The sequence below is a fragment of the Candidatus Palauibacter sp. genome, assembly GCF_965213655.1.
Classification (GTDB): domain Bacteria; phylum Gemmatimonadota; class Gemmatimonadetes; order Palauibacterales; family Palauibacteraceae; genus Palauibacter.
Genome location: NZ_CBDBZT010000003.1, coordinates 1806272 through 1828865, shown reverse-complemented (window position 1 = coordinate 1828865; position 22594 = coordinate 1806272). Strand labels below are relative to the sequence as shown.

The window sequence follows — 22594 nt, the reverse complement described above, 5'->3', positions numbered from 1 at the left end:
GTCAGGTGAGAAACGCCTCGATGCGGTCCCAGTTCGTTTCCGCGTCGGCGGCTCCCAGATCCACGAGCGCCCGGATGTACTCGCTCTCGAACAGGAGATAGCTCACGAAGTCGGCGGTCTTGATGTCCGGTGTGCCCAGCCCCCGCACGAGGAACCTCAGCGCGGGCGGAAGCTCGATCTCGAAGTCGCGCGCCAGTTTCCCGATGTCCAGCGAGGGTCTGAGGATGAGGAGGTCGACGTGCCGCAGTCCCTGGCTCCTTGACACCTCGGGAGGGAGGCGGTCGACGAGGAGATTGATCCGTCGCAGCGCGGCCGCGTCCCAGTCCAGCGTGTCCAGGAAAACCGAGTTCAGGAGCAGGCCCAGCACTCTCGCCGGCGGCGGGTACCCGGTCGTATCCGGCGCTCGCGCCTCCAACTCGGAGCGGCGGTAACGGGCCGAGATCGTGAAGATGCGGTCCGCTCCCATGTGAATCGCCGGTGCCAGCGGTGCGGCGGTACGGAAGCTCCCATCCCCGTAATACTGCTGCCCGAGTTTGACGGCGGGGAATACGAGCGGGATCGATGCGGAGGCCAGGACGTGGTCCACGGAAATGTCGGTCCGAACGAGCCGGTAGTGCGCGCTTGCGGGCCTGGGGGCCGACCGCGGCTCTCCCTGCACGAAGAGGACCGTGCGCCCCGTCTGGTACGACATCGCGGTGAGGCCCACGGCTTCCAGGTCCCCCGCCCTGATTCGCGTGTCGATCCGTCCCAGTCCGACGTCGCGCTCGATGAACTCCCGCAGCGGCGACGTGTCGACGAGGCTCTGAAAGCGCGGACTCAAGCCGGTCCCGCCCCCGAGGAGCGATCCCCCGAGGCGGATCCCCACCTTGAGCAGGGACGCGGGGTTGGTGCGCAGCACCTCTTCGGTCGTGAGCGAGAGCCAGCGGCGCTTCAGAGCCAGCGTCGCGCGGCGCAGATTCCCGTCGTAGGCGGCGAGAAAGCCCACGTTGATCGCGCCCGCTGAGACGCCGGTGAGGAGGGGGATTCGGAGCCCGGGCAGCCGCTTTCCGATGTGGCTCAGGACGCCCGTCTGGTACGCCGCCCGCGCGCCGCCACCGGAGAGGGCGAAGGCCAGCTTCCCCCGCGTGGCGCCGGAAGCGCCACTCCCCGGGGCTCCCGTCACGCCGATCCCCGCGTCAGGACCGTCCGCCGGAGCGGCCCAGGAGTTGGCGGTGCCAGGAACGGGAGACCGGCCGCTCCAGTTCGCCCGCCCGGAGCGCCGCCAGCGTATCGATGGTCGGATCGAAGACGGGCGTCGCCTCGCCGATCGTTCCCGCCGCGGCGCGCGTTCGAAATTCGGCGCGCGGGCAGCTCTCGATGGTGCCGGACTCGGCTCGATAGAACACCCGTGTGCTGTCGAGCAGCGAGCAGCCCAGGCGTGCCTCGAGCGCGGCGAGCCGACGCGACATCGCATCGATCGAGCACCCTGAAGCAGGCGCAGAAGTCTCATCCACCGCGACGACCGCGAATCGGTCTTCGACCCACTCCACGCCCGCTTTGAGCGCGGCCCCGTGCGCGGTCCAGACATCGACGAACGCGCGCAGGTCGCCGATCAGCGCCTCGCGCTCCTCGGGGGTCAGCGGACGGTCCGTCCCGTAGACCCAGACACGGGCGGAATCCGGAAGTGATGTCAGCGGAACACTCATGCCGGGACCATACGTCGGCCCGCGACGTCCCGCCAATCAGGGTCTGTGCCCGCTATTCGTACCGGAGCGCGTCGATCGGATCGAGCCGGGCCGCGCGCCGGGCGGGCCAGAGGCCGAAGAACACGCCCACCGCGGCGGCGAAGATCACGGCGAGGCCGATGGCTTCCGGCGCGATGGCCATCGTCCAGCCCGCCGAGCGCGAGAGCATCTCCGCCGCGCCGTACGCAAACGCGACCCCCAAGACGCCGCCCGTCATGCAGAGCGTCGTGGCTTCGAGGAGAAACTGGAGCAGCACCGCGTTTCGCGTGGCGCCGAGCGCCTTGCGCACGCCGATCTCCTTCGTCCGCTCCGTGACCGACACCAGCATGATGTTCATGATCCCGATGCCGCCGACGAGAAGGCTCACCGCGGCGATGCCGGCCAGCAGCATCGTGAACGTCTGCGTCGTCTCCTGCTGCATCTCGAGGAACTGCACGCTGTCCGAGATCCAGAAGTCGTTCTCCCGCCCCAGGGGAAGGCGGTGCTCGCGCCGCAGGATGTCCTCGATCTGCACCATCGCGATCGGGATCGCCGCCTCGCTCTCGACGACGACCTTGAACTGGTTGACCCGGTCGGTTCCGAGCAGCCGGAACTGCGCCGTCTCCAGCGGAACGAGGATCTGCTCATCCTGGTTGAACCAGCCCGATCCGCCTTTTTCCTCCAGCACCCCCACGACCTCGAAGGAGATGTTCCGGATCGAGATCGTCCGGCCGACGAGTTCGGCGGCGTCGGTGTTCAGGACCGCCGGAACCGCGCCTCCGAGCACGGCCACCCGCCGCCGGCCGCGGTTCTCGGACTCGTCGAAGAAGCGTCCCAACTGGACCACGTGGTTCTCGACATCCGCGTAGTTCGGCGTCGTACCGAGAATCCGCACGCTCGCGTTGTTGCGCCCGGACTGGACCTGCAACTGCCCCTGCATCTCCGGCGCGACTTCCAGCAGTGCGGGAGCCCCCCGCTGCACGGCCTCCACATCTTCGGTCGTCAGGCGGGCGTTCGACCCGCCGCGCACGCCGCGGAACATCCCCTGCCCGGGGCGCACCGTGAGCACGTTGGTCCCGAGCGACTCGATCTGGTTCTCGACCTGCTGCTGCGCGCCCTCCCCGAGGGCCACCATCGTGATCACGGCCCCGACCCCGATCACGATCCCGAGCATGGTCAGGAACGAGCGCAGCTTGTTGGCGCGGATCGCATCCATCGCGACCCGGAGAATCTCGAAGAAGATCATTGGACGTTCCTCACCTTCCCCCGACCCCCGGCAGCGACGTCCGGCTCCGGATTCGGTCCAGGAACTCCTGCTGCGCGACGAGGGAGGCGGGGACCGCGACGATCTCCTCGCCCTCCTCCAGCCCTCGTATGATATGCGTGTGATCGAAGTCGCTGAGGCCGATCATGACGGGCTTCAGGTCGAGGAGGCCGCTCGCATCGTACCGGAACACGAACGCCGGGCGGGGCTCATCGGGCCGCCGCGCCGGTCCGGCCCCGCCACCTCCCGGTCCACCGGCTCCGCTGTTCCGGAACTGCTGCATCATCTCTCGGCGCTCGTCGTCGGAGAGGTTCTGGAAGACGCGCATGCGCTCCTCCTGCGACATCGACTGGAATTCCGACATCGGAACTCCGCCGATCATCTGCTCCTCCTCGCCCGCCGCCGCATCCCCGTCCGCCGCCTCCGCGGGCTGCCCCTGGCTCTGGAAGTCGCGCAGAAGCGCGTTGACATCGGCGTCGATCTCGAGGGCGCGGACGATCTGAGCAGCCTCCTGCTGGGACTTGATCCCGCTGTTCGCTACCGCCAGCACGTCCTCCTGGCGCCCGATCACGACTTCGACGTCCGCGTTCATCCCCGGCCGGAGCAGATCTTCCTCATTCGAGATGCGCGTGAGCACGGCGAACATCGTCACGTTCTGCTCGACGACCGCCTGCGGTTCGATCTTGAGGACGGCCCCCCGGAAGGTCCGGCTGGGATATGCTTCCACGGTGATATCGGCCGGCAGTCCCGGCTCGAGCCGGCCGATGTCCGTCTCGTCGACGAGCATGCGCACCTGGACTTCGGTGAGATCGGCCATCCGCATCAGCACCGTGCCGCCGGTGAGGTCGCGCGTCCCCGTGACGACCTGCCCCTCCTCCACCGTGCGCTCCACGACGGTTCCGGTGATCGGAGCGCGGAGCGTCACGTCGTCCAGCTTGTCCTCGGCCAGTGCGAGGTTGGTCGTGGCGCGGACCAGCGAAGCCCTCGCGTTCGCCGAGGAGAGGATCGCGCTCTCCAGTTCCTCCGAGGTCACAATGTCGGATTCGTGGAGCGCCTGGATCCGTTCGAGCTGGCGTTCCGCGACATCGGCCTGGGCCTCGGCCACGTCCAGGTCGGCCTGCGCCTGGGCGTGCGCATTGTTGACGTCGCGCGGGTCGATGCGCACGAGGAGCGTCCCCTGCTCGACGTTGTCCCCGAGTTCGACGGGCAGGGCGAGCACCTCGCCGCCCGCCTGCGACTTCACCTCGATGATGCGGATGGGTTCGACCGTCCCCGTCGCCTCGACGCTGGAGACGATCGTCTGGCGTCCGGCGATCAGCGTCTGGAGCGTCTGCTCGGGCTCATTGGCCTCGCCGGTCGCACAGCCCGCGGCCGCGAGTCCAAGTGCAGTGAAGACCGCGGCATGGCCCGGGAGTTGGCCGCGGAGGGGGAAGCGACGCCTGCAGCGTTCGAATATGGACATCGGTATCTCGTCTCGTGTCGGGTCCGTGCCGGACTTTCGGGGACGGCGAGACCGCGCCGTCGTGGCACGCTGAAATGACACCCCGAACGGGTCCGCCGTTGAACAAGATAGGCGGCACGGCACGGACGGTCAGGGTTGCTCGTCGAGCCTCCGGCCGAGAAGGGCCTCGATTCCCGCGACCGCGACATCGTAGTCGAAGCGTCCCCTGACGAGATCGACCTCAGCCTGCGTGAGCGTGATCTGGGCGTCCTGGAGTTCGAGGATCGTGGCGAGCCCGAGCTGGTACCGCTCCTGCACGACCCGCAGGCTCTCCTCGCTGAGTTCGACGTTCTGCGCGGCAAAATCCACGACCGCGAGCGCGGACTGCGCCGTCGCATATCGCGCGTCGAGCAGGGAACTGAGGTTCAGGCGCGCGGCCCGTTCGGATTGCCGGGCCTGGTCCGCCGAGGCCCGGGCACGAAACAGTTGCGTCTCGCGCTGGAAGCCGTTGAAGAGGGGATAGCTGCCTCGCAGCGAAAGCGACCAGGAGCGGTTGGACGGAGGAAACTCCTGATTTGCCCACCCGTAGCCGGCGCCGAGCGTGACCGACGGCAGGTAGCTGGAGCGCGCGCTCGAGACCGCTGCTTCGGCGGCCTCGACGGCCACAGAGGCCGCCTGAAGCCCGGGAGCCGATACATCGGCGATGGCAAACAACTCGTCACGCGTAAAGGGGATCGCCGTCACGGCGAGTTCCGCCTCGGCGGTCGGTGCCACGAGCGTCTCGGAGCCGATGACCTCGGTGAGTTCGAAGGTCCGCGTACGTGCGAGGTTCTGCGCGTTCAGAAGCGCGAGTTGCGCGTTGTTGAGGTCGACCTGAGAGCGGAGCGAGTCCGAGCGCGTCGCCCGCCCCAGCTCCAACTGCTGTCGGACGAACTCGAGCTGATCCGCCTGCCGCTGGACGCGGCGCTCCTCGACACCGACGAGTTCGCGCGCAGCCACGTTCGCCGCGTAAGCCTGCTTTACCGCCTGTATGACCTGGAATTCGGTTTCCCGATAGCGGGCGTTCTGCTCTACGACTCCGAGACGGGCACCCTTCAGGTCCGTGAACCGGCTCCAGCCGTTGAAGAGCGTGTATCCGGCGTTGATCTGGGTGGAGTAGCTCGTCGCCACGATCCCCTGGCTGAGGGCGTCGAGACGACCTGTCGATGAGTTCGAGTAGCCGAAGCTCATGTTGACGGCTGGGAGGAGCTGGCCGATGGCGCTCAGCCGGTTGTGCTCGGCCATCTCGATCGAAGAGTAGGCCTGGAGCAGCAGCGGGTTGCGGCGCAGCGCGATCTCGACCGCTTCATCGGCGGTGATCTGGCGGACGTTGTCGCTCGCCTGAACCTGACCCGCCGCGGCCCGGGGCGAAGCCACCGCGAGCAGGAGCCCCGGCAGCAGAACCAACCCCCATCGACAAAGACCGGCGCTCGGCCGGCCTCCGCACCCTGATCTATGTTTAGTGGTCATCGTTTCCTCGCCCCCGAAGGGGTCGGTTGACAGTCTCTCGGTTCTCAGTCGTTCCCTTGCGAATCGTCGCGTTCCCCTCGCCCCCGCTCCCGGTCGCGCCCGGGGCCGTACCGCTGCCGACGAAACTCCCGGTAGTCCTCGACCTGCTCATCCGTCAGTACCGACTCGACCTCCACCAGGACCGAATCCAGCAATGCCTGGTATCCCCGCCGCAGTGACCGCACCTCATCGCGATAGTGATCGAGGAATCCCTCAATCTCCAACCGCTGCTCCGTCGTCAGGCCCAGTTCATCGGCAAACTGCTCGATCGTCGTCTGCCGGCCCCGCGGTCCGCCATCGCGCTCCCGCGTCTCCGAGGGCGTAGTCTCGGCCGGCGGATCGGCAACCGTCGCGTCGGCGAACAGATCGAGGCGATCCGCCGCCACGCCGACCGCCGCTCCCGTCGCGAAGACGAGCGCCAAGAGCAGAATCGCCCGGAATCTTGAGGTGTCCATACGTACCAGCTTCGTGTCGCGTTTCAGCGTGTTACGGGTTGATGAGCGCGGCCGTCAGCACCGCGTCACGACTGGGTTCGACCAGGTCGATGAGCATTGCGGGCGGCGCCTCGGCGTCCGGCGCGAGAGAGCGTACGAGCCCGACGGGCTCCGGATCCGGGTCGACGGCGAACTCGGGCGCCTCCGGCACGGAGATCCGATACAGCAGCGCACCGGCGGCCACGAGCAGCCCCGCGGCCAGCGGCGTCAGCGCCGCGGACCAGCTTGCCGTGACATCGAGCCAAGAGAGCGGCGGCCGCTCGAACAGCGTTTCCGCCGCCGCCATCACGCTCCGGCGCAACCGGCGCCGGGTGAGTTCGTCGGGCCGGAGCGGCTCGAGATACTCGGCCCACGCAGGTCCGTGCTCCCCGTTCCGACTCTCATCTCTCCTACTCATCCTCATCCGCTCCTTCGGTGCCTGATTCGGGCGCCTTGCCGAGAATCCGGCGCAGCGCCTGTCTGCCGTGATGAAGGTTCGCCCTCGACGTCCCGACCGCGATCCCGAGGATCTTCGCGATCTCCGCGTGGTCGTACCCTTCGAGGTCGTACATCATGACCGCTGTTCTCTGTCGTTCCGGAAGCTGTCCGAGCGCGTTGAGCACCCGCTCCCTGGCATACCCCCGTTCGAACTCGCGGTGCGGGTCGTCCCGCGACGCCGCCGTGTCCGTCAACTCCGAATGGGTCCGCAGCATCTCCCGCCGCCGGAGGTTCAGGCAGGTGCTTCGAAGCACCCGGTAGAACCACGGGCCGAAACGGCTTCCCGGCCGCAGCTGCCCGATCCGCTCCAGCGCGCGAATGAACGCGGCCTGCACCGCGTCTTCCGCGTCCTGCTCGTGGCGCAGAATCGAAAGCGCCACCGCGTACGCCGGGTCCGTGTACCTCGTCACGAACGTGGAAAACGCTTGCAGGTCACCGCCTTGCACGGCCTCCACGAGGCCGGGCTCGTCGGCGCCGGGATCCGGCGGCTCCGCGGGTCCGGAACCCGGACCTCTCGAGCCGCCCGGCGATCCGTTACGCGTTCGCGTTTCCTCCGCCAAAGACGTCCCCATCGCTTGGGTAACACCCCCTCGAAGCCGGCCGTTGCACCGGCAGCCGGCGGCGTTGGCCCCGTGGCTTGTTCCTTCCCCGAAGCCGTCGCATCTTCGGCTCCGTGAACAACGAAACGCAAGCCCGAACCGCAGCCGCCGAAACGCCGGACAGCGCCCACGCTCTGGCCGGCCGAATCCTCATCCAGGAACGCATCCGGGGCATGCGCAAGGTCGTGGGCCGGAGGCTCTCCCCCGGTGACCTCATCCTGCGCAAGTCGTCCGAGGAAGTGCGACTCCATCTCTTCGAGGAGGCGTGCGAGTTGTACTGGAACGAGATGAGTTGGGAGGAGATCACCGAAGAGGAGCTCGTGGGAGACGAAGAGCTCACGGAGATGATCTTTCCGGGGTTGCTCGCGCTCATCGACGCGTTCCTGCCCAGGGCCCCGAACGGGGAACCGGATCGGGACCGCGAGCACCGCGATGTCGTACACGATTTTCTGGATTGGCTGGCCGCTCGCGTCGTCACCCTGCGCGAGGCGCGACCCGTCTCGGAGGACGCCCGTGCGCGGAACCTCCGGCAGAAGAATGTGACGGATTCCCTCATCGACCTCGTCGCGTTTCGCCTGTGCGCGCTGACTTCCGACGAGATCGAGACCTACCAGACCGCCTGATCCCCTTCGACGAACAAGACGGATGAATACCATAGTCTGCATGAAACGCGTGCCGGACTCGGCCACGCGGGTGAGAGTGACGCCCGACGGCGCGGGGCTGGACCCGGCAGGCGTCAAATACGTCGTGAACCCATACGACGAGTTCGCGCTCGAGGATGCGATCCGGCGCAAGGAAGAGGCCGGGGAGGGAAGGGTGACGGTCGTCGCGCTCGGGCCGCCCCAGACCGCGGAATCGATCCGCCAGGCGCTCGCGATGGGAGCGGACGAAGGCGTTCTGCTCGTGTGCGATGGCTCGCACGACCCGCTCTCCGTGGCGGGAGCGCTCGCGGAGGAGATCCGGGGCCGCGAGTACGATCTCGTCCTGTTCGGGAAGCAGGCGATCGATGACGACAACATGCAGGTCCCTCAGATGGTGGCCGAGTTTCTGGGCCTCCCCTGCGCGACCGTCGTCGTCGGCCTCGAGATCGAGGGAAGGGAGGCGACGGCCCGCCGCGAGGTCGAAGGCGGTCACGAGGTCGTCGAGTTCTCGCTGCCCGCCGTCGTGTCGACGCAGAAGGGACTCAACGAGCCGCGGTATCCGAGCCTCAAGGGGATCATGGCGGCGAAGCGGAAGCCTCTCGAGGAACGGGAAGTGACGCTCGATGCGCCGACCATCGAATTCCTCCGGCTCGACGAACCGCCGGCGCCGGCCGCGGGCCGCGTCGTCGGAGAGGGGGCGGACGCCGTGCCCGACCTCGTGCGGGCGTTGCGCGACGAAGCGGGGGTGCTCTGATGCCCGGAGCCCTGGCGTACGTCGGGATCCGGGAGGGAGCGGTGAGCCGGGCCTCTCGGGAAGCGGTCGGGCTCGCGCGGCGAATCGCCGCCGACCTCGGGGGAGAGACGCACGTCGTGGCGCTCGGTCCTCCCGGGACGGAGGAGGCGGCCGCACAACTCGCCGGCTGCGGCGCCGACCGAATCCACATGGGTGAGTCGGAGGCTCTCGCGCTGTGCCAGCCGGATGTCGCGGCGGCGGCCATCGCCCGGCTCGTCGAGGCGGGGGACTACGACGCGGTCATCTTCGCGGCGACCGCCCAGGGGAAGGACATCGCCCCCCGCGTGGGAGCACGGCTCGGACGCAGCGTGGCCTCGGAAGTCATCGAGTGCCGGCGGGAGGACGGGGCCATCGTCGTGCGTCGGCCGATGTACGCCGGCAAGGCGATCGCGACCCTGCGCTTCACCCCCGGCCCGGCCGTGATGACGATTCGGGCCAACGTCTTTGCCCCGGCCGGGGAGGATGCGGCGGGGGAGATGTCGAGTCTGGATCTCGAGGGCCTCGAGGGCCGGGTGCGGACGACTGCCCTGGAGCAGGGGGATCGGGACCGCCTCGACGTGAGCGAGGCGACGACCATCGTCTCGGGCGGCCGCGGCATGCAGGGGCCGGAGCACTGGCCGCTGCTCGAGGCGCTCGTGGACGCACTGGGTGACGAGGCGGCCCTAGGCGCGAGCCGGGCGGTGGTGGACGCCGGCTGGCGGCCGCATGGCGAACAGGTCGGCCAGACGGGCAAGACCGTGTCGCCCAACCTGTACTTTGCGGTCGGGATCAGCGGCGCGATCCAGCATCTGGCCGGGATGCGCACGGCCAAGGTCATCGTGGCGATCAACCGCGATGCGGATGCGCCGATCTTCGGGGTCGCGGACTACGGTCTCGTCGGGGACGTGTTCGAAGTGCTGCCCGTCCTCACCGAGGCGGTGCGCGAAGCCCGCAAGGGCGACTGAGTCCGGGTCGGCCGGCATGAGTCTCCGGGCCGTTCGCGAGGACATCGCGCGCTGGGCCGAACAGGGCGATCCCATCGCCATGGCGACGCTCGTCGCCGTGCGCCGGTCGGCCCCGCTGCCAACGGGCGCGCGGTTCGCGATCTCGGCGGCCGGGGAGCTGAGCGGCTCGATCTCCAGCGGATGCGTGGAGGGCGACCTGCACGAACGGCTCACCGCGCTGCTGGGCGGCGGCGCGCCGGCCTCCGTCACGTACGGGATCACCGACGAGATGGCCGCGGGCGTGGGCCTCTCCTGCGGCGGGGAGATCGACGTTCTCCTCGACCATTACGATCCCGGCGACCCCGTCTGGCATCGCCTCTGGCAGCTCCAGGAGGCCGGCGCCCCGGGCGTCCTCCTCACAGGCGCGGCGGCGCCCACGCGCTCACGGCAGCTTCTGCTCGAACCCGACCGGGCGCTGGGAACGCTCGGATCCGCCGAACTCGACCGCGTGGCCCGCTCCCGCGTCGACGATTGGCTCGGTCGGTCGGACGCCCGCGTCGTCGAACTCGTGCAGGACGATCCGGGCAGCCTCGTCTTCGTCGAATCCTTCGTCCCGCCGCCGCGGCTCATCATCGTGGGGGCGACCCCGATCGGACACGCGCTGTGTGCCATGGCGCACCGCACCGGTTTCGAGGTCGTGGTGGTGGATCCGCGCGAGGCCTTCCTGCGGCCGGAGCGGTTTCCGGACGCCGCGTCGCTCGATGCGCGCTGGCCGGATGAAGCGCTGGCCGCGCTCGATCCAGATCCTCGCACGAGCGTCGTCATCCTCACGCACGACGAGAAGCTGGATGAGCCCGCGCTCGAGACCGCGCTCGCCTCCCGCTGCGGCTACATCGGTCTCCTCGGCGGACGGCGGACGCAGCGGCAACGCCGGGAGGCGCTCCTCGCACGGGGGCTGGACGAGGCGACATGCGACCGCATCCGCGGTCCGGTGGGGCTGCGGATCGGCGCCCGCTCGCCCGAGCAGATCGCCGTCTCCATCCTCGCGCAACTCATCGCCCTCGAACGGGCCCCCTGACGCCGGTCTCAGTCGCGCGTGCGCCGGATCTTCCAGCGGTCCACCACGCACCGCCCCCGCACGACCTCGAAGTGATCGAAGTGCGCGACCGTGAGGCAGGCGTGATTCGGCAGGACCCGGACCTTCTCGCCGACCGCGTACCGCCCGGAGAGGCGTCCGTGTTCCTGGCTCACCGACGTCACCCGGCAGTCGCCCAGTTCGCCTCCCCCCGGGTCACGAAAGAGACGCCCGTAGTGTGACGGATCGTCCGGCCCCATGTCCTTGGAGAGGGCGAGCGCGCCGCAGTCGGCGATCGCCTCGTCGGACCCGGCGCGCGCGGAGACGACCGTCGCCAGCACCGTGACCGCACAGTCGCGCACCCCGCACGATCCCAGACGCGTCTGCATGTAATCGTAGAGCGCGTAGTTCCCCGGCCGCGCCTCGTCGATCCCCTCCAGCGTCTCGACCCGGCTCATGCCGGGCGTCGACCCGAGCGAGAGAAACCCCGGCTCGATCCCCGCCGCGCGGAGCGCCCGCCCCACCTCGACCATCGCCCGCCGCTCCTCCTCCGCTACCACGGCGACGGCAGAGGGCGAATCCGCGCTGTACGTGTGGCCGGCATGCGTCAGGCAGCCGCGCAGCGCAAGCCGGTCCGCGCCCGAAATCCGCCTCGCGATCTCCACCACGAGGCCGCTGTCGTACGGGACGCCGGAGCGCCCGTAGCCGCAGTCGATCTCGATCCATACCGAAAAGGGGGCATCCTCGGCCTCGAGAGCCTCGACCGCCGCGAGGGAATCCACCGTCACGCCCAGTTCGACTCGCCGCGCGAGTGCGGCCGCCTCCGCGACGCGGGAGAGATTGAGCGGAAAAGCCCACAGAATGTCGTCGAAGCCCGCCTCGGTGAAGACCCGGGCCTCCGCCAGCGTGGAAACGGTAATCCCCGACGCCCCGCGGGACCGCTGGCGTTCGGCGATCTCCACGCATTTGTGCGTCTTCACGTGGGGCCGAAGCCGGACGCCGAGGGTGTCCGCGCGATCCTGCATGACCCGGAGGTTGTTTTCCAGGACATCGAGATCGAGGATGAGCGCCGGAGTGCGGAGATCGAACAGGTCCGGCGCCGCGGCGGAAGGATTCCCGGCGTTCACGCAACCAAGGTAGTTGGGCGATCGGCCTTGCGCTAAGTTGGAACCGACGGCCCTGATCATGACTAGAGAGAGTCGTGGGCCGATGGCGGATCGAGTGACCGCAAAGCCGCAGGGGTCGTCTTATTCGCGAAGAGAAGATCTTTCGGATCGGGCCGGAGGGTCGGGTTCCAGACGATGAACCGAGCGACGCGGACGTCGTGACCGCCGTACTGGAAGGCGATCGCGAGGCGTACGGAGTGCTCGTGCGCCGGTACAAGGACGTGCTGTACCGTTACGCGGAGCGCATGACCGGACGCGCGGACGACGCGGCGGATATCGTGCAGCGCACGTTCATCCGCGGTTTTCGAAGCCTCGACCGCTGCCGTGATCGGGATCGGGTAGGGGGCTGGTTGTTTCGCATCACCGTCAACCTGTGCAAGGATCAGTTGAAGGGGCGGGCCCGGCGGGAGGTGTCGCTGGAGGCGGCCGGCCCCCTCACGGCGACGCGTGGTCTCCCCGAAGCGCGTGCGGAACGGGCGGAAATACGGGAACAGATCTACCGGGCCCTGCAGACGCTGAGCGACGAGCAGCGTGAAGCGTTCGTCCTCAAGCATGTCGAGGGCTGGTCGTACGACGAGATGGCGGAGAGACTTGGAGCATCGGTGTCCGCGCTGAAGATGCGCGTCCATCGGGCTCGGGATCAGTTACAGGTGCTGTTAGAGAACTACCGATGAACGACGATCTGAAGCTGTACCTGGATGGAGAGATCGACCGAACGGAACTCTCGCGCGAGCTGCGCGGGGAAGCCGAACGGTGGGATGCCCTCCTGTCGGATGTGCGGGATTCGGGAGTGCAGGGGGCTCCGGTCGGACTCGAATCGAGGGTCATGGCCGCCGTTCGCGAGGAGGATCGCCGGCCTTGGTCGAGCCTCCTGGACTGGTGGGTGCATCCCCGATCCGTGCGCGTCCGCCCGTGGCTGGGGCTCGCGGCGGCCGCCGCGCTGGCGCTGTTCTTCCTCCTGCCGCGGGAGAACGTGATCACCGAGCCGGCGGGGGCGGCGACGGCGCTCGTGGGCGAAGAGGTCCACTATGTGCAGTTCCGTCTGGAGGCTCCGGGCGCGACATCGGTCCATGTGGCGGGCGACTTCAACGGCTGGCAGCCGGAGGTCGCGCTAGCCGATCCCTACGGGACCGGCGTCTGGACAGGTCGGGTGAGGCTCCCCACCGGCGTGCACAAGTACATGTTCCTCGTGGACGGCGAGACCTGGATCACGGATCCGCACGCGGAACGGTATGTGGAGGACGGGTACGGCAACCAGAACGCCGTGATCGCCATCACGGGCGGCGCGGGCGCCCGCTCGCTGGCCCCCTAGGCAGGCGGCCATGCGCCGTTTCCGTGGCGCCGCGTCTCACGGCGCCGTGTTCCTGGCCGCCGTGCTTCTCGCGGCCGGTCCGCTCGCGGGTCAGGATCCCCGCGCCCGCTTCAGCCGCCACCTCGGAGCCGTGTACGCGGCTCGGACGCTCTCGGTCATAGACGCCGGCGTTCGGGACGGCCTGCCCCGCGGCCTCCTCATCGACAAGGCCATGGAGGGCGTCGCCAAGGGGATGGCCCCGGAGGTCGTTCTCGACGCGGTCGACACCTTCGCCGCAGAGTTGCGGGAAGCGGTGTCGGTCGTGGGCCCCCGCGCGGAGCCGGCCGCCCTCGAGAAGACAGCCGATGCGCTGCGGCGCGGCGTGGGGCGTGCACTACTCACTCGACTTGGACGCGAACGCGCCGACGACTTCCCCCTCCTCATCGTCTCACTCGAGGAGTTGCTGGACGCGGGCGTAGAGTTGAGCCTCGCCGAGGATCTCGTCCGCTACGCGGTGTCCGAGGAATTTGACAGCGACGCCGTACTTCGCCTGCCGGCGAGCGTGAAGCTGGTCGTGCGCGAGTGCGGCGATGGGCAGGCGGAATCCTGCTGGTCCCGCGCGACCGTGCGGGAATGCGCCCGCATCATGCCGACGCGGCCCTGCCCGACCCGGGCGCTCGCCGACGCGGCCCGCTCGGCGGCGGGAAGGTCCCTGCTCGCCCGCGCCGACGTTCCAACGTCCGTGGCGACAGAGCACTAGCAACGCTCAGGCACCCTGCCGTATACTCTCGGCCCCTCCACTTGCTGGGGGAGAACACAGCGATGGAGGCGTCCCTTGGCAGCGAGAGTGACCGCGGCGGTCACGGGAACGGGGAGCTACCTGCCCCCCGACACCCTCGACAACTTCCAGCTCCTCGAGATGGGCACCCTGCGCGAGTCGTTCGACATCGAGCAGGCGCGATCCGCGCTCAAGGGCGTCGAGGGAGCGGGTCGCCTTTCGGGTCCCGAGGTCTTCGACCACTGGGCCTTCCAGCTGACCGGAATCAAGTCCCGCCGGTACATCGCGCGTGGCTCCGACCTGACGACGGAAGACATGTGCGCCCGCGCCGGACTCGCCGCTCTCGAGGCGGCGGGCCGCGAGCCGTCGGAGATCGACATGCTGTACGTCGCCTCCGTGTCGGCATCGGACGACGTCCCGAACATGGCGTGCAGCGTGGCGAAGGAGATCGGGAACCCGCAGCTGGGCGGGTATGCGATCAACGCGGCCTGCGCCGGCTTCGTGTACGGCGTCGGTGCGGCGTGGTCATCCATCGTGAGCGGCATGGCGGAGCGCGTGCTTGTCGTGTCGGGCGATGCGCTGACGCGCGTCATCGACTACACCGACGTTCGGACGGCGGTGGTGTTCGCCGACGGCGCCGGGGCGGCCGTGCTCGAACGCTGCGAAGGGGATACGGGCGTAATGGGGCCGCCGGCCGTATCGGGCGAGTTCGCGCGCGATCCCCTGTACCTGGTCGGGCAGGCCTGGCGGGAGGAGGACGACCGGGTGCCGATCCTTCACATGGACGGCGGACCGCGCATCCTTCGCAACGCGGTCGTCAAGATGGCCGAGATCGGTAAGCGGGCGCTCGAGAAGGCGGGGTTGGACTGGTCGGACGTGGACCTGGTGATTCCGCACCAGGCGAACATGCGGATCACGAGGGGTCTCGAGCAGAGGCTGGAACTTCCGAAGGGGCGCGTGGTCCACAATATCGAGGATCGTGGCAACATGTCGGCCTCCACGGTCGCCGTGACGCTCGATGAGGTCATGCGCGGGAGACACGGACCCGTGCCGGAGCCGGCCACGATCGTCCTCACGTCGATCGGCGGCGGCTACACGATGGCCGCGGCGGTCGTTCGCATCTAGCCGGCCGGGCCCGGCCGGCAGATTTCGCCCTGCGTCAGGCGGGACTCGCCCACTCCCTGAGCGGAATCACCTCGACCGGATCGCCGGCGGCTATGGCGTCGGTCCCCACCGGGACCGCCAGCAGCCCATCGGCCAGCATCGACCCCAGGTTGCCCGAGCCCTGCGGGCCGCTCAGGCGGGCGGCGAGGGCGCCCGATTCGGTGGATCCGATGAGCACGCGCAGGAACGAGAGCACGTTGCGGGGTCCGCGCAGATCGTGGGCCGCGACGCACCGCAGCGGGCGGCGGCAGGGCCGCGCGAATCCGGCCATCCTGCGAATCGCCGGCCTCACAAGTGCCTCGTACGTGACGAGCGCCGATGCCGGATTGCCCGGAACGCCCCAGAACGGCCGGCCATCGAGGAGGCCGAAGACGGTCGCGCTCCCCGGCCGCATCCGCAAGCGCCAGAACGAGCGCTCGAATCCGAGTTCATCGAGGACCCGCTTCACGTAGTCGTGCTCGCCGACGCTCACGCCGGCCGCCGAAACAATCGCATCGCAAGAAGACGCCCGAGCGAGACAGCGGTGCAGGTCGGCGGGGTCGTCCCGGGCGATGCCGAGCGGCACCGGCTCCGCCCCGGACTCCGCGATCTGGGCGGCCAGCGCGTGCCCGTTCGAGTTCATGATGCGCCGTCCGGCGCGCACCTCGTCGAACTCATCGAAGTCCGCGAGTTCGTCTCCGTTCGCGAGCACGCCGACACGAGGTCGCCGGCCCACGTCCACGTGCTCGAGGCCGGCCGACGCGAGCAGTGCCACCGCCGCCGCGCCAAGCTCCTCGCCGCCCTCCACCATCGTGTCCCCCGCCTTCACGTCCTCCCCGAGGAAACGGATGTGCCGCTCCCCGTCCGCATCGTCGAAGATCTTCACCTGCCCGTCCGGGCCTCCGTCCGTGTGCTCCACACGCACGATGCCCGTGGCGCCCTCCGGCACCGGCGCCCCCGTCATCACGCGCGCCACGGAGCCCGGCTCCAGCGGTCCGCGCGGAAAGGCGCCCGCCGGGATGTCGTCGGAGATCGGGAGCACCATGGGGCGTTCCGGGCTCGCGCCCCGGACCTCGCCCATCCGCACTGCGAAGCCGTCCATGGCGCTGTTGTCCCACGGCGGATGCGGGGCGACCGCTTCGACGCGGGTTGCGAGGGAGCGGCCGAGGGCGGCGGAGAGGGGAACGCGTTCCGTCTCCAGCGGCGAGACGGATTCCAGCACGAGAGCCAGGGCCTCGTCGAAGGAGACCCAGTCCGCGTCGTTCATGCCCGGCCCGCCGCGGAGGTTCGCCACGGGCACTAGAAGTAGTACCAGATGGAGATGCTGAACTCCGGGTTGTGGCCCCACACGGTCCTCTGCGGCGCCGTCGCCCCGGCGGCTTCGATAGTGTCCAGCGTGGTCCCGAAGAGGAATCCGTCCGGAGAAGTGACGCGGACGAGGTAGTCGCGGACCTCGAAGCCGATCCCGATCGTCTCGGACGGGAAGATCTCGAACCCCAGCCCCACATAGATGTGCGGTGCGGTGGAGATGTCGTACCGGAAGGGCTCGAGCGCCTGGTCGGCGAGGAATTCCGAAGCGCCTTCGTTCACGCCGAACACGAAGCCGGCGCCGATGAGCCCGTAGGGATGAAAGCCGTTCCACGTCCGCGCCCCGGTGAGGCCGATCTGTGCCCCCACATCGGCTCGCAGCCACCCGGCGGCGACCGTGTCGACGACCATCGGTCCGCCCTCATCGAGGATATCCAGCGTCCAGCGGTCCGCCGCGCCGTACGTGGCTCCGAGCTCGAGAGACAGCGGACTCGACGCCCGGACGCGCATTCTGGCGCCCGCTACCGGGGTAGGCCCCTGCGCGAACTCGAGCCGCCCCCGGTTCCCCGCGTGGTGACCTCCGAAGAAGCCGATGCGAAACCCCTTCTCGCGCCAGCGGAAGGGCGAGTCGATGCGTTCGGCTTGCGCTTCGAGCGCCGCAGGGGCCGCGGCGAACAGAGCGAGTCCGATGACGAAGATCAGTTTGTTTGACACTGGGTTGACTGGAATTCCATATCTTGGAGAGTCGGATCCCGGAACAGGAACGGCCCCGCCGAACGAGTCTCACGACGGGGTCGCGGCGCGAGGAATGTAGGTGGAGGACCAGATCCTTACCAGAAAAACGTCTTGTCGGCGTCGCTTGCGACGTCGGCTTCTCCTCCCGGGCGTCCTGCTGTGCGTGTACGCACCGGCGCCCGCCACCTCGCAGGTGCGCGAAGTCGTCCTCGAGGGCGAGGTCTTCCGGAGGACGGCGGACGGCCGCCGGCTGGCCGAACTCGATCAGCGCACGCGGGTCATCGTCAAGCGTACCGAAGGGGTCTGGGCGGAAGTGGAGATCGAAGGCTGGGTCGCGGCCGGCTCGATCGCGCCGTCCACGCGCGAGGGCCACAACGGCGTCGTTGTCAGCCGGGGGGGTGAGCCTCTCCGATCCGCGCCCGCGGGATCCGTGACGGGGCTGCTCCTCGAGGGTTTCCTCGTCGACCGACTGGAGGAACGTGGAGACTGGAGCCGGATTCGCCGGGTGGGCTGGGTACGGGAGGCCGCGCTCGGAGCGAGCGATGCGGTCGGTGACGGAGCCGGCGTTCTGGACGGCGTCTCGGCTGCGGCCCTGCGCGCGAACCCGGATGACCATGCCGGCGCGCGCCTCCGCTGGACCGTACGGTTTCTGTCGCTGGAGCGGGCGGAGCCGGAGCGGATCGATTTCTACGAGGGGGAGCCCTTCCTGCTCGCCCGGGCCCCCGATCCCGGCGACGGTCTGGTCTACGTCGCCGTCCCTTCCGACCTGCTGGCGGCGGCGGAAAAACTCCGGCCCCTCCAGACCCTCGACGTGCTCGTGAGGGTCCGGACGGGCCGGTCGGCGCTACTTGGGGTCCCGATACTGGACCTGATCGAACTCTACTGAGCCGACTCCGGTCCGGGACCCTCCGCGGGGCCGGGCACGTGGAGAGCCGCTACCGGTTCCCCTGATTCCCCTCGCCCTCCGCCTCGTTCAGGAAGGCCTCGGCCTCCTGCAGGCCGGCGTGCGCGAGGCCGCTCCACAGATCCGCGACCTTCGCGTAGGCCTCGGCGGCGAGGACCGCGTCACCGTTGGCGGCGTGCGCCCGGGCCAGGCCGAGCAGCGAACGCGGCCGGTTGGGCATCCGCAGCAGCGAGGTCTCGAACTTCTCGACCGCCTTGTCCGGCATCCCGAGTTCGAGCAGCAACTCGCCGTAGAGTTCGTGCAGAGGCTTGACCGGGCTCGCCGAACCGCGCGGCGGCGCCATGCTCATGACCTCCGCCTCGGCCTCGTCCATGAGGCCGGTCGCTACGTCCGGATGGCCCATGGCGGCGTGCCGCAGCGCCCCGACCTGCTTGTGCATGACGTGGGTGTAGCCCTCGCCGTCGGACATCTCCTTCAGAGCGGCCTCCGCCGCGGTCACCGTCTCCTGGTCGCCCATGCGGTGGGCGCTGAGCCCGGTCGCGAGCAGTTCGTGCGCCGGGGAGTCCTCCGTGATCGGCAGAGTCTCCCACTGCTCGGTCTCGACGATGTAGCGCGCCTTGAGGAGCGAGACGGCACCCTGCGCCCGCGCGATGCCGGCCGCCCCCCGCGCGCCGGTCGCCGTGCCGAAGCCCTCGTTGTCGACCATGTCCGCGAGCCGGTCCATCCACAGCCGCGCCTTGTCGTAGTCGCCGCGCTGGAGGTCGCCGTACTGGCCCCAGTCGAGCGCGTGCACCGCGTCGCCCACCGGGTCGCCCGGCTGCCAGAGCTCCTGTGCCACGTTGTAGGCGGACTGGTTGTTGCCGGACACGCGCTCCCACATCCCGTGCTGGATGAAGATGTGCGTCGGCATGTGCCGCGCGTGGGACACCGCCGGCGCGATGTCGGCGAAGGCGTAGGCCGCGTCCAGCGCGAGCGGGGCCATGATCGGATTGTCGAACGAGTGGATCGTGTAGTGCGCCGCGCCCGGGTGCATCGGATTGTCGTTGAACAGCCGGAGCGCGATCGTCCCCGCCATCACGTTCCAGCGCTGGCTCAGATCACGCGTCGCCGCCGTCGCGCTGAGGAGGGACAGCGCGTAGAAGGCCGAGATCTCCGGGTCCTCCGGATGGGCCTCGTACAGGTCGCGCATCGCCTCCATGTACCCTACGCGCCGGTCGACGTGGTCGGCCTCGCTCCACAGGATCTCGACCGCCTTCAGGAAGCCCTTCTCGCGATCTGTCGGCGCCTTGGCCATGCGCTCGGCCGGCGTCGCGCCCAGCCTCTCGAGCGCCTTGCGCGGCTCCGTCGGGTCCATCTGCGACACGAGGGGGTGATTGTAGGCGAGCGACTCGCCCCAGTACGCCATCACGAAGTCGGGATCCAGTTCCTGCGCCGCGTGGAACTGCTCCCTCGCCTGCTTCCAGCCGAAGCTGTGCAGGATCGCCACTCCCCGGAGGAAGTGCTGCTGCGCCTCGCCCGTGGCCGAGGTCGGGAAGGTGATTGAGCCGACCTCATCGAACTGTGCCTCGACCGGCGCGGGAACCGTCGACAGCATGGCTGCGAGGAGGAACGCCGGGAGCATCATGGACCATCTTTTCATCGTACTATCCCTCTCAGGAAGAAACGCCGGCCCAACTCGTCCGGCATTGCATTGAGTAACGGTGCCAAAACCGGAAGCGCGCGGCAAGGCGTAACGCCGGGTCACGGCGTCTCGCGCCGCCTCATGCGTCCGGGAGATCGTAGTCGATCGTCAGCGTGTGCGAGCCGCCGTCCACGGCGATCTTGACCGAGCCGGTCAGGCCTTCGAGATCGCCGGTCGCCGACCCCGGGACGATCTGGCCGCCCGTCTGCTCGTGGCCGCTCGCGCTCAACCCCCAGTGTTGCATGACGAACGTCCCTTCCCGTCCGCCGAGCGCCCCCCGCACGACCTCGCGGGCGATATATCCCGCTCCCGCGGCGATATCCGCCACATCCGCCTGGCACATGAGGAGCCGGGCCTCGCTCTCGGCCACGAGGTCCCCGCCGAAACGCTTCACGACGGTGGCGTGGGAGAGCGTCGGCCCACCGGCGGCGCCGGCGTCGGCCTCGGCCTTCCCCTGGTCCCAGCCGGTGACCTCAAAGGAGGCGACCGCGCGCGCCATGCCGGGCTTCTCTGCCGCCGCGTTGCCGCCGGGTCCTCTCCTCTAGAGCTCCGCCACGGCGGTGGACAGGTTGTCGAGGGCGCGTTCTACGAGCGTGCGCGACGTCGCGATGTTCATGCGCATGTGGCGCTCGCCTCCGGTCCCGTAGCTGGGCCCGGCGTTCAGATAGATGCGCGCATTCTCCGCGAGCCAGCGCTGCAGCACGCTCGCCGGAGACACCGGCACCGCGGCCGTCCGGTTCTCGTAATCCGCCTTCCCCTGCGCGTCGATACGGTCCATCAACTCGCTCATGTCGAGCCAGGCGAGGAAGGTGCCCTGCGCCTTCGTGTACTTCACGAGCGGGATGTTCTCGCGGATGTACGCCTCGGTGTAGTCGTGGTTACCATCGAGATAGACGAGAAGCTGGTCGAGCCATTCATCGCCCTCGTTGTTGGCGGCGCGGGCGGCGTACATGCCCAGCGTGCTGAGGTCCGCGCGCGTGTACTGGCGCAGGCGTGTCATGAAGGCGGGGTTCGTCGAGAAGTACCAGGCGACCTTGTTGGCGGCGAGGCTGAACGTCTTGCTGTTGGATTTGAAGGTGACGCTGTTGTCGACGACCTTCGGGTCGAGGCTGGCGAACGGCGTGTACTTCTGTCCCTTCGTCACGAAATCGCAGTGGATCTCGTCGGAGAGCACCGGCACGCCGTGCTCGAGACAGATCTCGCCCATGCGGGTCATGTCCTCCGCCGACCAGCAGTTTCCGGTCGGGTTCTGCGGGTTGCAGAGGATGAAGGCGTGGACCCGCTGCACGCGGCGCTCGAAGTCATCCCAGTCGATCTCGTAGATGCCGTCGACGACCTTCATCTCGCTGTCTTCGGCGACGTTCCGGGCGAAACGAAGGTCCGAGTAGAAGCCGTTGTAGGTGGGCGTCGTCATGAGGACCCGGCTGCCCGGAGGAGCGAAGGTGTGCAGCCCCGCGATGATTCCCGGGTGGACGCCCGACGTCCAGACGATCGTCGAGGGGTCGATGTCGAGGTCGTAGCGGCGCTGGTTCCAGGCCACGACCGCGTCCGTGAACGAACTGTCGCGGTGCTGGTAGCCCCAGTTCTCGTGCTTGCTGCGCTCGGCGATCGCCTGCGTAACGCACGGAGCGGCGCGGAAGTCCATGTCCGCGATCCCCATGCCGACTTCGAGTTCCGGCCCGAACTGTTCGATCGCCCGGTCCCACTTGACGCAGTCGGTCCCGCGCCGGTCGTAGACCTCATCGAAATCGAACGTCTCGGGGGTGGCGCCGAGCCCGGCCGCGGCAACATCGGTGGCCGCCACCTCGCTCGCCAGCACCGAACGCGCACCGACGGCGCCCAGAACGGCGGTGGCGCCTGTGCTCTTGAGAAACGCCCGACGGTTCAGCCCGTGATTCCGCAGCATTTGCGACTCCTCCTTCAACCTTCCGGATAGGCGCGTCGTGGCGCCCGACCACCACTCGTTTGATTCACGGTGGTCCAAAGGTGCGAATCTGGCAAGATGACGGTGCGCCGGGGCGAAGCCCGATACCCGTGGCAGGCGTGTGTGTCCGCGCGGACGCGCCCTCTCAGCCGAGTCCCTCGATACGGCGGGTGCTCTCCGACACGCCGGCTTCGATCCCGGCCATTCGGTAGAGGTTGCGGGCTTCCTCCCAAAGCGCCCGGGCTTCCTCGATTTTTCCGAGCGCCTCGCGGAGAATGGCCGCCGGTCGCACGGCATTCGCAAGATCGAGCGTGTCCGCCGACGGGTGCGCCCGGTAGAGGGCCAGAGCCTCGTCATAGCACGGCTCCGCCTTCTCGAGGTCGCCCATCTCCCGCAGGACGTCGCCGAGGTGTCGCACGATGTGGGCGAGCAGAAGCGGGTCGTCCGCCTGCCGGCCGAGCCGGACCGCTTCGCGATAGAGGCGGAGGGCTTCTTCGTTGCGGTCCCGGTCGCGTTCGACGTTCGCCTGGCCGTGGAGGGCGCGGGCGAGGGCCGCGGGGTCGTCGTGGGCGCGGGCCAGATCGACTGCCGCTCTCATGTGCCGCAGCGCCTCCGCAGGGCGGTGCGTTCGCCGCGCCGCCATCCCCCGCTGGAAGAGCGATTCGACCGCGTCGCGGAACGATTCTCCCGGGTCCGCTGCCATCAT

24 protein-coding genes are annotated in these 22594 nt (G+C 69.0%); 9 read left to right on the top strand and 15 right to left on the bottom strand.

Annotation, left to right across the window (positions count from 1 at the left end; all coding sequences use genetic code 11):
• Position 1: 1 nt before the first annotated feature.
• The 8 genes from ACOOGH_RS10265 to ACOOGH_RS10230 form a co-directional block, all read right to left on the bottom strand.
• A complete protein-coding gene (locus ACOOGH_RS10265; protein WP_420448818.1) occupies positions 2 to 1162 on the bottom strand; it encodes a patatin-like phospholipase family protein in 1161 nt (386 codons plus the stop codon).
• 13 nt (positions 1163 to 1175) lie between these two features.
• On the bottom strand, positions 1176 to 1685 hold the full coding sequence (locus ACOOGH_RS10260) for an ABC transporter ATPase (RefSeq protein WP_420448817.1): 510 nt from the start codon (positions 1683 to 1685) through the stop codon (positions 1176 to 1178).
• Between the two features lie 52 nt (positions 1686 to 1737).
• Entirely contained in the window at positions 1738 to 2949 is a 1212-nt protein-coding gene (locus ACOOGH_RS10255; RefSeq protein ID WP_420448816.1) for an ABC transporter permease, read from the bottom strand.
• A gap of 10 nt (positions 2950 to 2959) precedes the next feature.
• On the bottom strand, positions 2960 to 4429 hold the full coding sequence (locus ACOOGH_RS10250; RefSeq protein WP_420448815.1) for an efflux RND transporter periplasmic adaptor subunit: 1470 nt from the start codon (positions 4427 to 4429) through the stop codon (positions 2960 to 2962).
• Positions 4430 to 4558: 129 nt separating this feature from the next.
• Positions 4559 to 5854, bottom strand: a complete 1296-nt coding sequence (locus ACOOGH_RS10245) for a TolC family protein (protein ID WP_420448814.1) — start codon at positions 5852 to 5854, stop codon at positions 4559 to 4561.
• A gap of 107 nt (positions 5855 to 5961) precedes the next feature.
• Positions 5962 to 6411 (bottom strand): hypothetical protein, encoded by a 450-nt coding sequence (locus ACOOGH_RS10240; protein WP_420448813.1) that lies wholly within the window; start codon positions 6409 to 6411, stop codon positions 5962 to 5964.
• A 31-nt stretch (positions 6412 to 6442) separates the two neighbouring features.
• Positions 6443 to 6847 carry a hypothetical protein gene (locus tag ACOOGH_RS10235; RefSeq protein ID WP_420448812.1) on the bottom strand — a complete coding sequence of 135 codons (405 nt, stop codon included), beginning with the start codon at positions 6845 to 6847 and terminating at the stop codon, positions 6443 to 6445.
• Entirely contained in the window at positions 6840 to 7382 is a 543-nt protein-coding gene (locus ACOOGH_RS10230) for an RNA polymerase sigma factor (RefSeq protein ID WP_420448811.1), read from the bottom strand. The genes ACOOGH_RS10235 and ACOOGH_RS10230 overlap by 8 nt, the downstream gene beginning before the upstream one ends.
• Before the next feature lie 218 nt (positions 7383 to 7600).
• On the opposite strand from ACOOGH_RS10230, the gene ACOOGH_RS10225 reads away from it, so the two are divergent.
• The 4 genes from ACOOGH_RS10225 to ACOOGH_RS10210 are packed head-to-tail and all read left to right on the top strand — an operon-like array spanning position 7601 to position 10961.
• Positions 7601 to 8149, top strand: coding sequence for a hypothetical protein (locus tag ACOOGH_RS10225; protein ID WP_420448810.1), 549 nt, complete (start codon positions 7601 to 7603; stop codon positions 8147 to 8149).
• A gap of 22 nt (positions 8150 to 8171) precedes the next feature.
• Complete coding sequence (locus ACOOGH_RS10220; RefSeq protein ID WP_420448809.1) at positions 8172 to 8921, top strand: electron transfer flavoprotein subunit beta/FixA family protein; 750 nt, start codon at positions 8172 to 8174, stop codon at positions 8919 to 8921.
• Positions 8921 to 9904: an electron transfer flavoprotein subunit alpha/FixB family protein gene (locus ACOOGH_RS10215; RefSeq protein ID WP_420448808.1), complete on the top strand. Its 984-nt coding sequence runs from the start codon at positions 8921 to 8923 to the stop codon at positions 9902 to 9904. The genes ACOOGH_RS10220 and ACOOGH_RS10215 overlap by 1 nt, the downstream gene beginning before the upstream one ends.
• 16 nt (positions 9905 to 9920) lie before the next feature.
• Positions 9921 to 10961 (top strand): XdhC family protein, encoded by a 1041-nt coding sequence (locus ACOOGH_RS10210; RefSeq protein WP_420448807.1) that lies wholly within the window; start codon positions 9921 to 9923, stop codon positions 10959 to 10961.
• A gap of 8 nt (positions 10962 to 10969) precedes the next feature.
• Here ACOOGH_RS10210 and ACOOGH_RS10205 read toward each other — a convergent pair whose 3' ends face one another.
• A complete protein-coding gene (locus ACOOGH_RS10205; protein WP_420448806.1) occupies positions 10970 to 12085 on the bottom strand; it encodes an alanine racemase in 1116 nt (371 codons plus the stop codon).
• A gap of 197 nt (positions 12086 to 12282) precedes the next feature.
• Here ACOOGH_RS10205 and ACOOGH_RS10200 point away from each other — a divergent pair, with 197 nt between their 5' ends.
• From ACOOGH_RS10200 to ACOOGH_RS10185, 4 genes are all read left to right on the top strand, one after another.
• Positions 12283 to 12798, top strand: a complete 516-nt coding sequence (locus tag ACOOGH_RS10200; RefSeq protein WP_420448805.1) for an RNA polymerase sigma factor — start codon at positions 12283 to 12285, stop codon at positions 12796 to 12798.
• The gene (locus ACOOGH_RS10195; protein ID WP_420448804.1) at positions 12795 to 13436 is read left to right on the top strand and encodes a hypothetical protein; all 642 of its coding nucleotides are present in this window, start codon (positions 12795 to 12797) and stop codon (positions 13434 to 13436) included. Before ACOOGH_RS10200 ends, ACOOGH_RS10195 begins: the two co-directional genes overlap by 4 nt.
• Before the next feature lie 10 nt (positions 13437 to 13446).
• A complete protein-coding gene (locus ACOOGH_RS10190; protein WP_420448803.1) occupies positions 13447 to 14175 on the top strand; it encodes a hypothetical protein in 729 nt (242 codons plus the stop codon).
• A 75-nt stretch (positions 14176 to 14250) separates the two neighbouring features.
• Complete coding sequence (locus tag ACOOGH_RS10185) at positions 14251 to 15318, top strand: 3-oxoacyl-ACP synthase III family protein (protein ID WP_420448802.1); 1068 nt, start codon at positions 14251 to 14253, stop codon at positions 15316 to 15318.
• Positions 15319 to 15352: 34 nt separating this feature from the next.
• Here ACOOGH_RS10185 and glp read toward each other — a convergent pair whose 3' ends face one another.
• Together glp and ACOOGH_RS10175 are read right to left on the bottom strand one after the other, a co-directional pair.
• A complete protein-coding gene (glp, locus tag ACOOGH_RS10180) occupies positions 15353 to 16603 on the bottom strand; it encodes a gephyrin-like molybdotransferase Glp (protein WP_420448801.1) in 1251 nt (416 codons plus the stop codon).
• A gap of 32 nt (positions 16604 to 16635) precedes the next feature.
• Positions 16636 to 17358, bottom strand: a complete 723-nt coding sequence (locus ACOOGH_RS10175; protein WP_420448800.1) for a hypothetical protein — start codon at positions 17356 to 17358, stop codon at positions 16636 to 16638.
• A gap of 145 nt (positions 17359 to 17503) precedes the next feature.
• Here ACOOGH_RS10175 and ACOOGH_RS10170 point away from each other — a divergent pair, with 145 nt between their 5' ends.
• Positions 17504 to 18265 carry a hypothetical protein gene (locus ACOOGH_RS10170; RefSeq protein WP_420448799.1) on the top strand — a complete coding sequence of 254 codons (762 nt, stop codon included), beginning with the start codon at positions 17504 to 17506 and terminating at the stop codon, positions 18263 to 18265.
• 49 nt (positions 18266 to 18314) lie between these two features.
• On the opposite strand, the gene ACOOGH_RS10165 is transcribed toward ACOOGH_RS10170, so the two are convergent.
• The 4 genes from ACOOGH_RS10165 to ACOOGH_RS10150 form a co-directional block, all read right to left on the bottom strand.
• Positions 18315 to 19922, bottom strand: coding sequence for a tetratricopeptide repeat protein (locus ACOOGH_RS10165; RefSeq protein ID WP_420448798.1), 1608 nt, complete (start codon positions 19920 to 19922; stop codon positions 18315 to 18317).
• A gap of 121 nt (positions 19923 to 20043) precedes the next feature.
• Positions 20044 to 20463: a DUF3224 domain-containing protein gene (locus ACOOGH_RS10160; protein ID WP_420448797.1), complete on the bottom strand. Its 420-nt coding sequence runs from the start codon at positions 20461 to 20463 to the stop codon at positions 20044 to 20046.
• Between the two features lie 42 nt (positions 20464 to 20505).
• Positions 20506 to 21870 carry an aminotransferase class I/II-fold pyridoxal phosphate-dependent enzyme gene (locus tag ACOOGH_RS10155; RefSeq protein ID WP_420448796.1) on the bottom strand — a complete coding sequence of 455 codons (1365 nt, stop codon included), beginning with the start codon at positions 21868 to 21870 and terminating at the stop codon, positions 20506 to 20508.
• A 163-nt stretch (positions 21871 to 22033) separates the two neighbouring features.
• A complete protein-coding gene (locus tag ACOOGH_RS10150; RefSeq protein ID WP_420448795.1) occupies positions 22034 to 22594 on the bottom strand; it encodes a tetratricopeptide repeat protein in 561 nt (186 codons plus the stop codon).

Coding starts and splice junctions, on each gene's coding strand:
- ACOOGH_RS10260 (WP_420448817.1), bottom strand. CDS start 1,685: ATGAGTGTTCCGCTGACATCACTTCCGGATTCCGCCCGTGTCTGGGTC.
- ACOOGH_RS10255 (WP_420448816.1), bottom strand. CDS start 2,949: ATGATCTTCTTCGAGATTCTCCGGGTCGCGATGGATGCGATCCGCGCC.
- ACOOGH_RS10250 (WP_420448815.1), bottom strand. CDS start 4,429: ATGTCCATATTCGAACGCTGCAGGCGTCGCTTCCCCCTCCGCGGCCAA.
- ACOOGH_RS10240 (WP_420448813.1), bottom strand. CDS start 6,411: ATGGACACCTCAAGATTCCGGGCGATTCTGCTCTTGGCGCTCGTCTTC.
- ACOOGH_RS10235 (WP_420448812.1), bottom strand. CDS start 6,847: ATGAGTAGGAGAGATGAGAGTCGGAACGGGGAGCACGGACCTGCGTGG.
- ACOOGH_RS10220 (WP_420448809.1), top strand. CDS start 8,172: ATGAATACCATAGTCTGCATGAAACGCGTGCCGGACTCGGCCACGCGG.
- ACOOGH_RS10215 (WP_420448808.1), top strand. CDS start 8,921: ATGCCCGGAGCCCTGGCGTACGTCGGGATCCGGGAGGGAGCGGTGAGC.
- ACOOGH_RS10210 (WP_420448807.1), top strand. CDS start 9,921: ATGAGTCTCCGGGCCGTTCGCGAGGACATCGCGCGCTGGGCCGAACAG.
- ACOOGH_RS10195 (WP_420448804.1), top strand. CDS start 12,795: ATGAACGACGATCTGAAGCTGTACCTGGATGGAGAGATCGACCGAACG.
- ACOOGH_RS10190 (WP_420448803.1), top strand. CDS start 13,447: ATGCGCCGTTTCCGTGGCGCCGCGTCTCACGGCGCCGTGTTCCTGGCC.
- glp (WP_420448801.1), bottom strand. CDS start 16,603: ATGAACGACGCGGACTGGGTCTCCTTCGACGAGGCCCTGGCTCTCGTG.
- ACOOGH_RS10165 (WP_420448798.1), bottom strand. CDS start 19,922: ATGAAAAGATGGTCCATGATGCTCCCGGCGTTCCTCCTCGCAGCCATG.
- ACOOGH_RS10160 (WP_420448797.1), bottom strand. CDS start 20,463: ATGGCGCGCGCGGTCGCCTCCTTTGAGGTCACCGGCTGGGACCAGGGG.
- ACOOGH_RS10155 (WP_420448796.1), bottom strand. CDS start 21,870: ATGCTGCGGAATCACGGGCTGAACCGTCGGGCGTTTCTCAAGAGCACA.
- ACOOGH_RS10150 (WP_420448795.1), bottom strand. CDS start 22,594: ATGATGGCAGCGGACCCGGGAGAATCGTTCCGCGACGCGGTCGAATCG.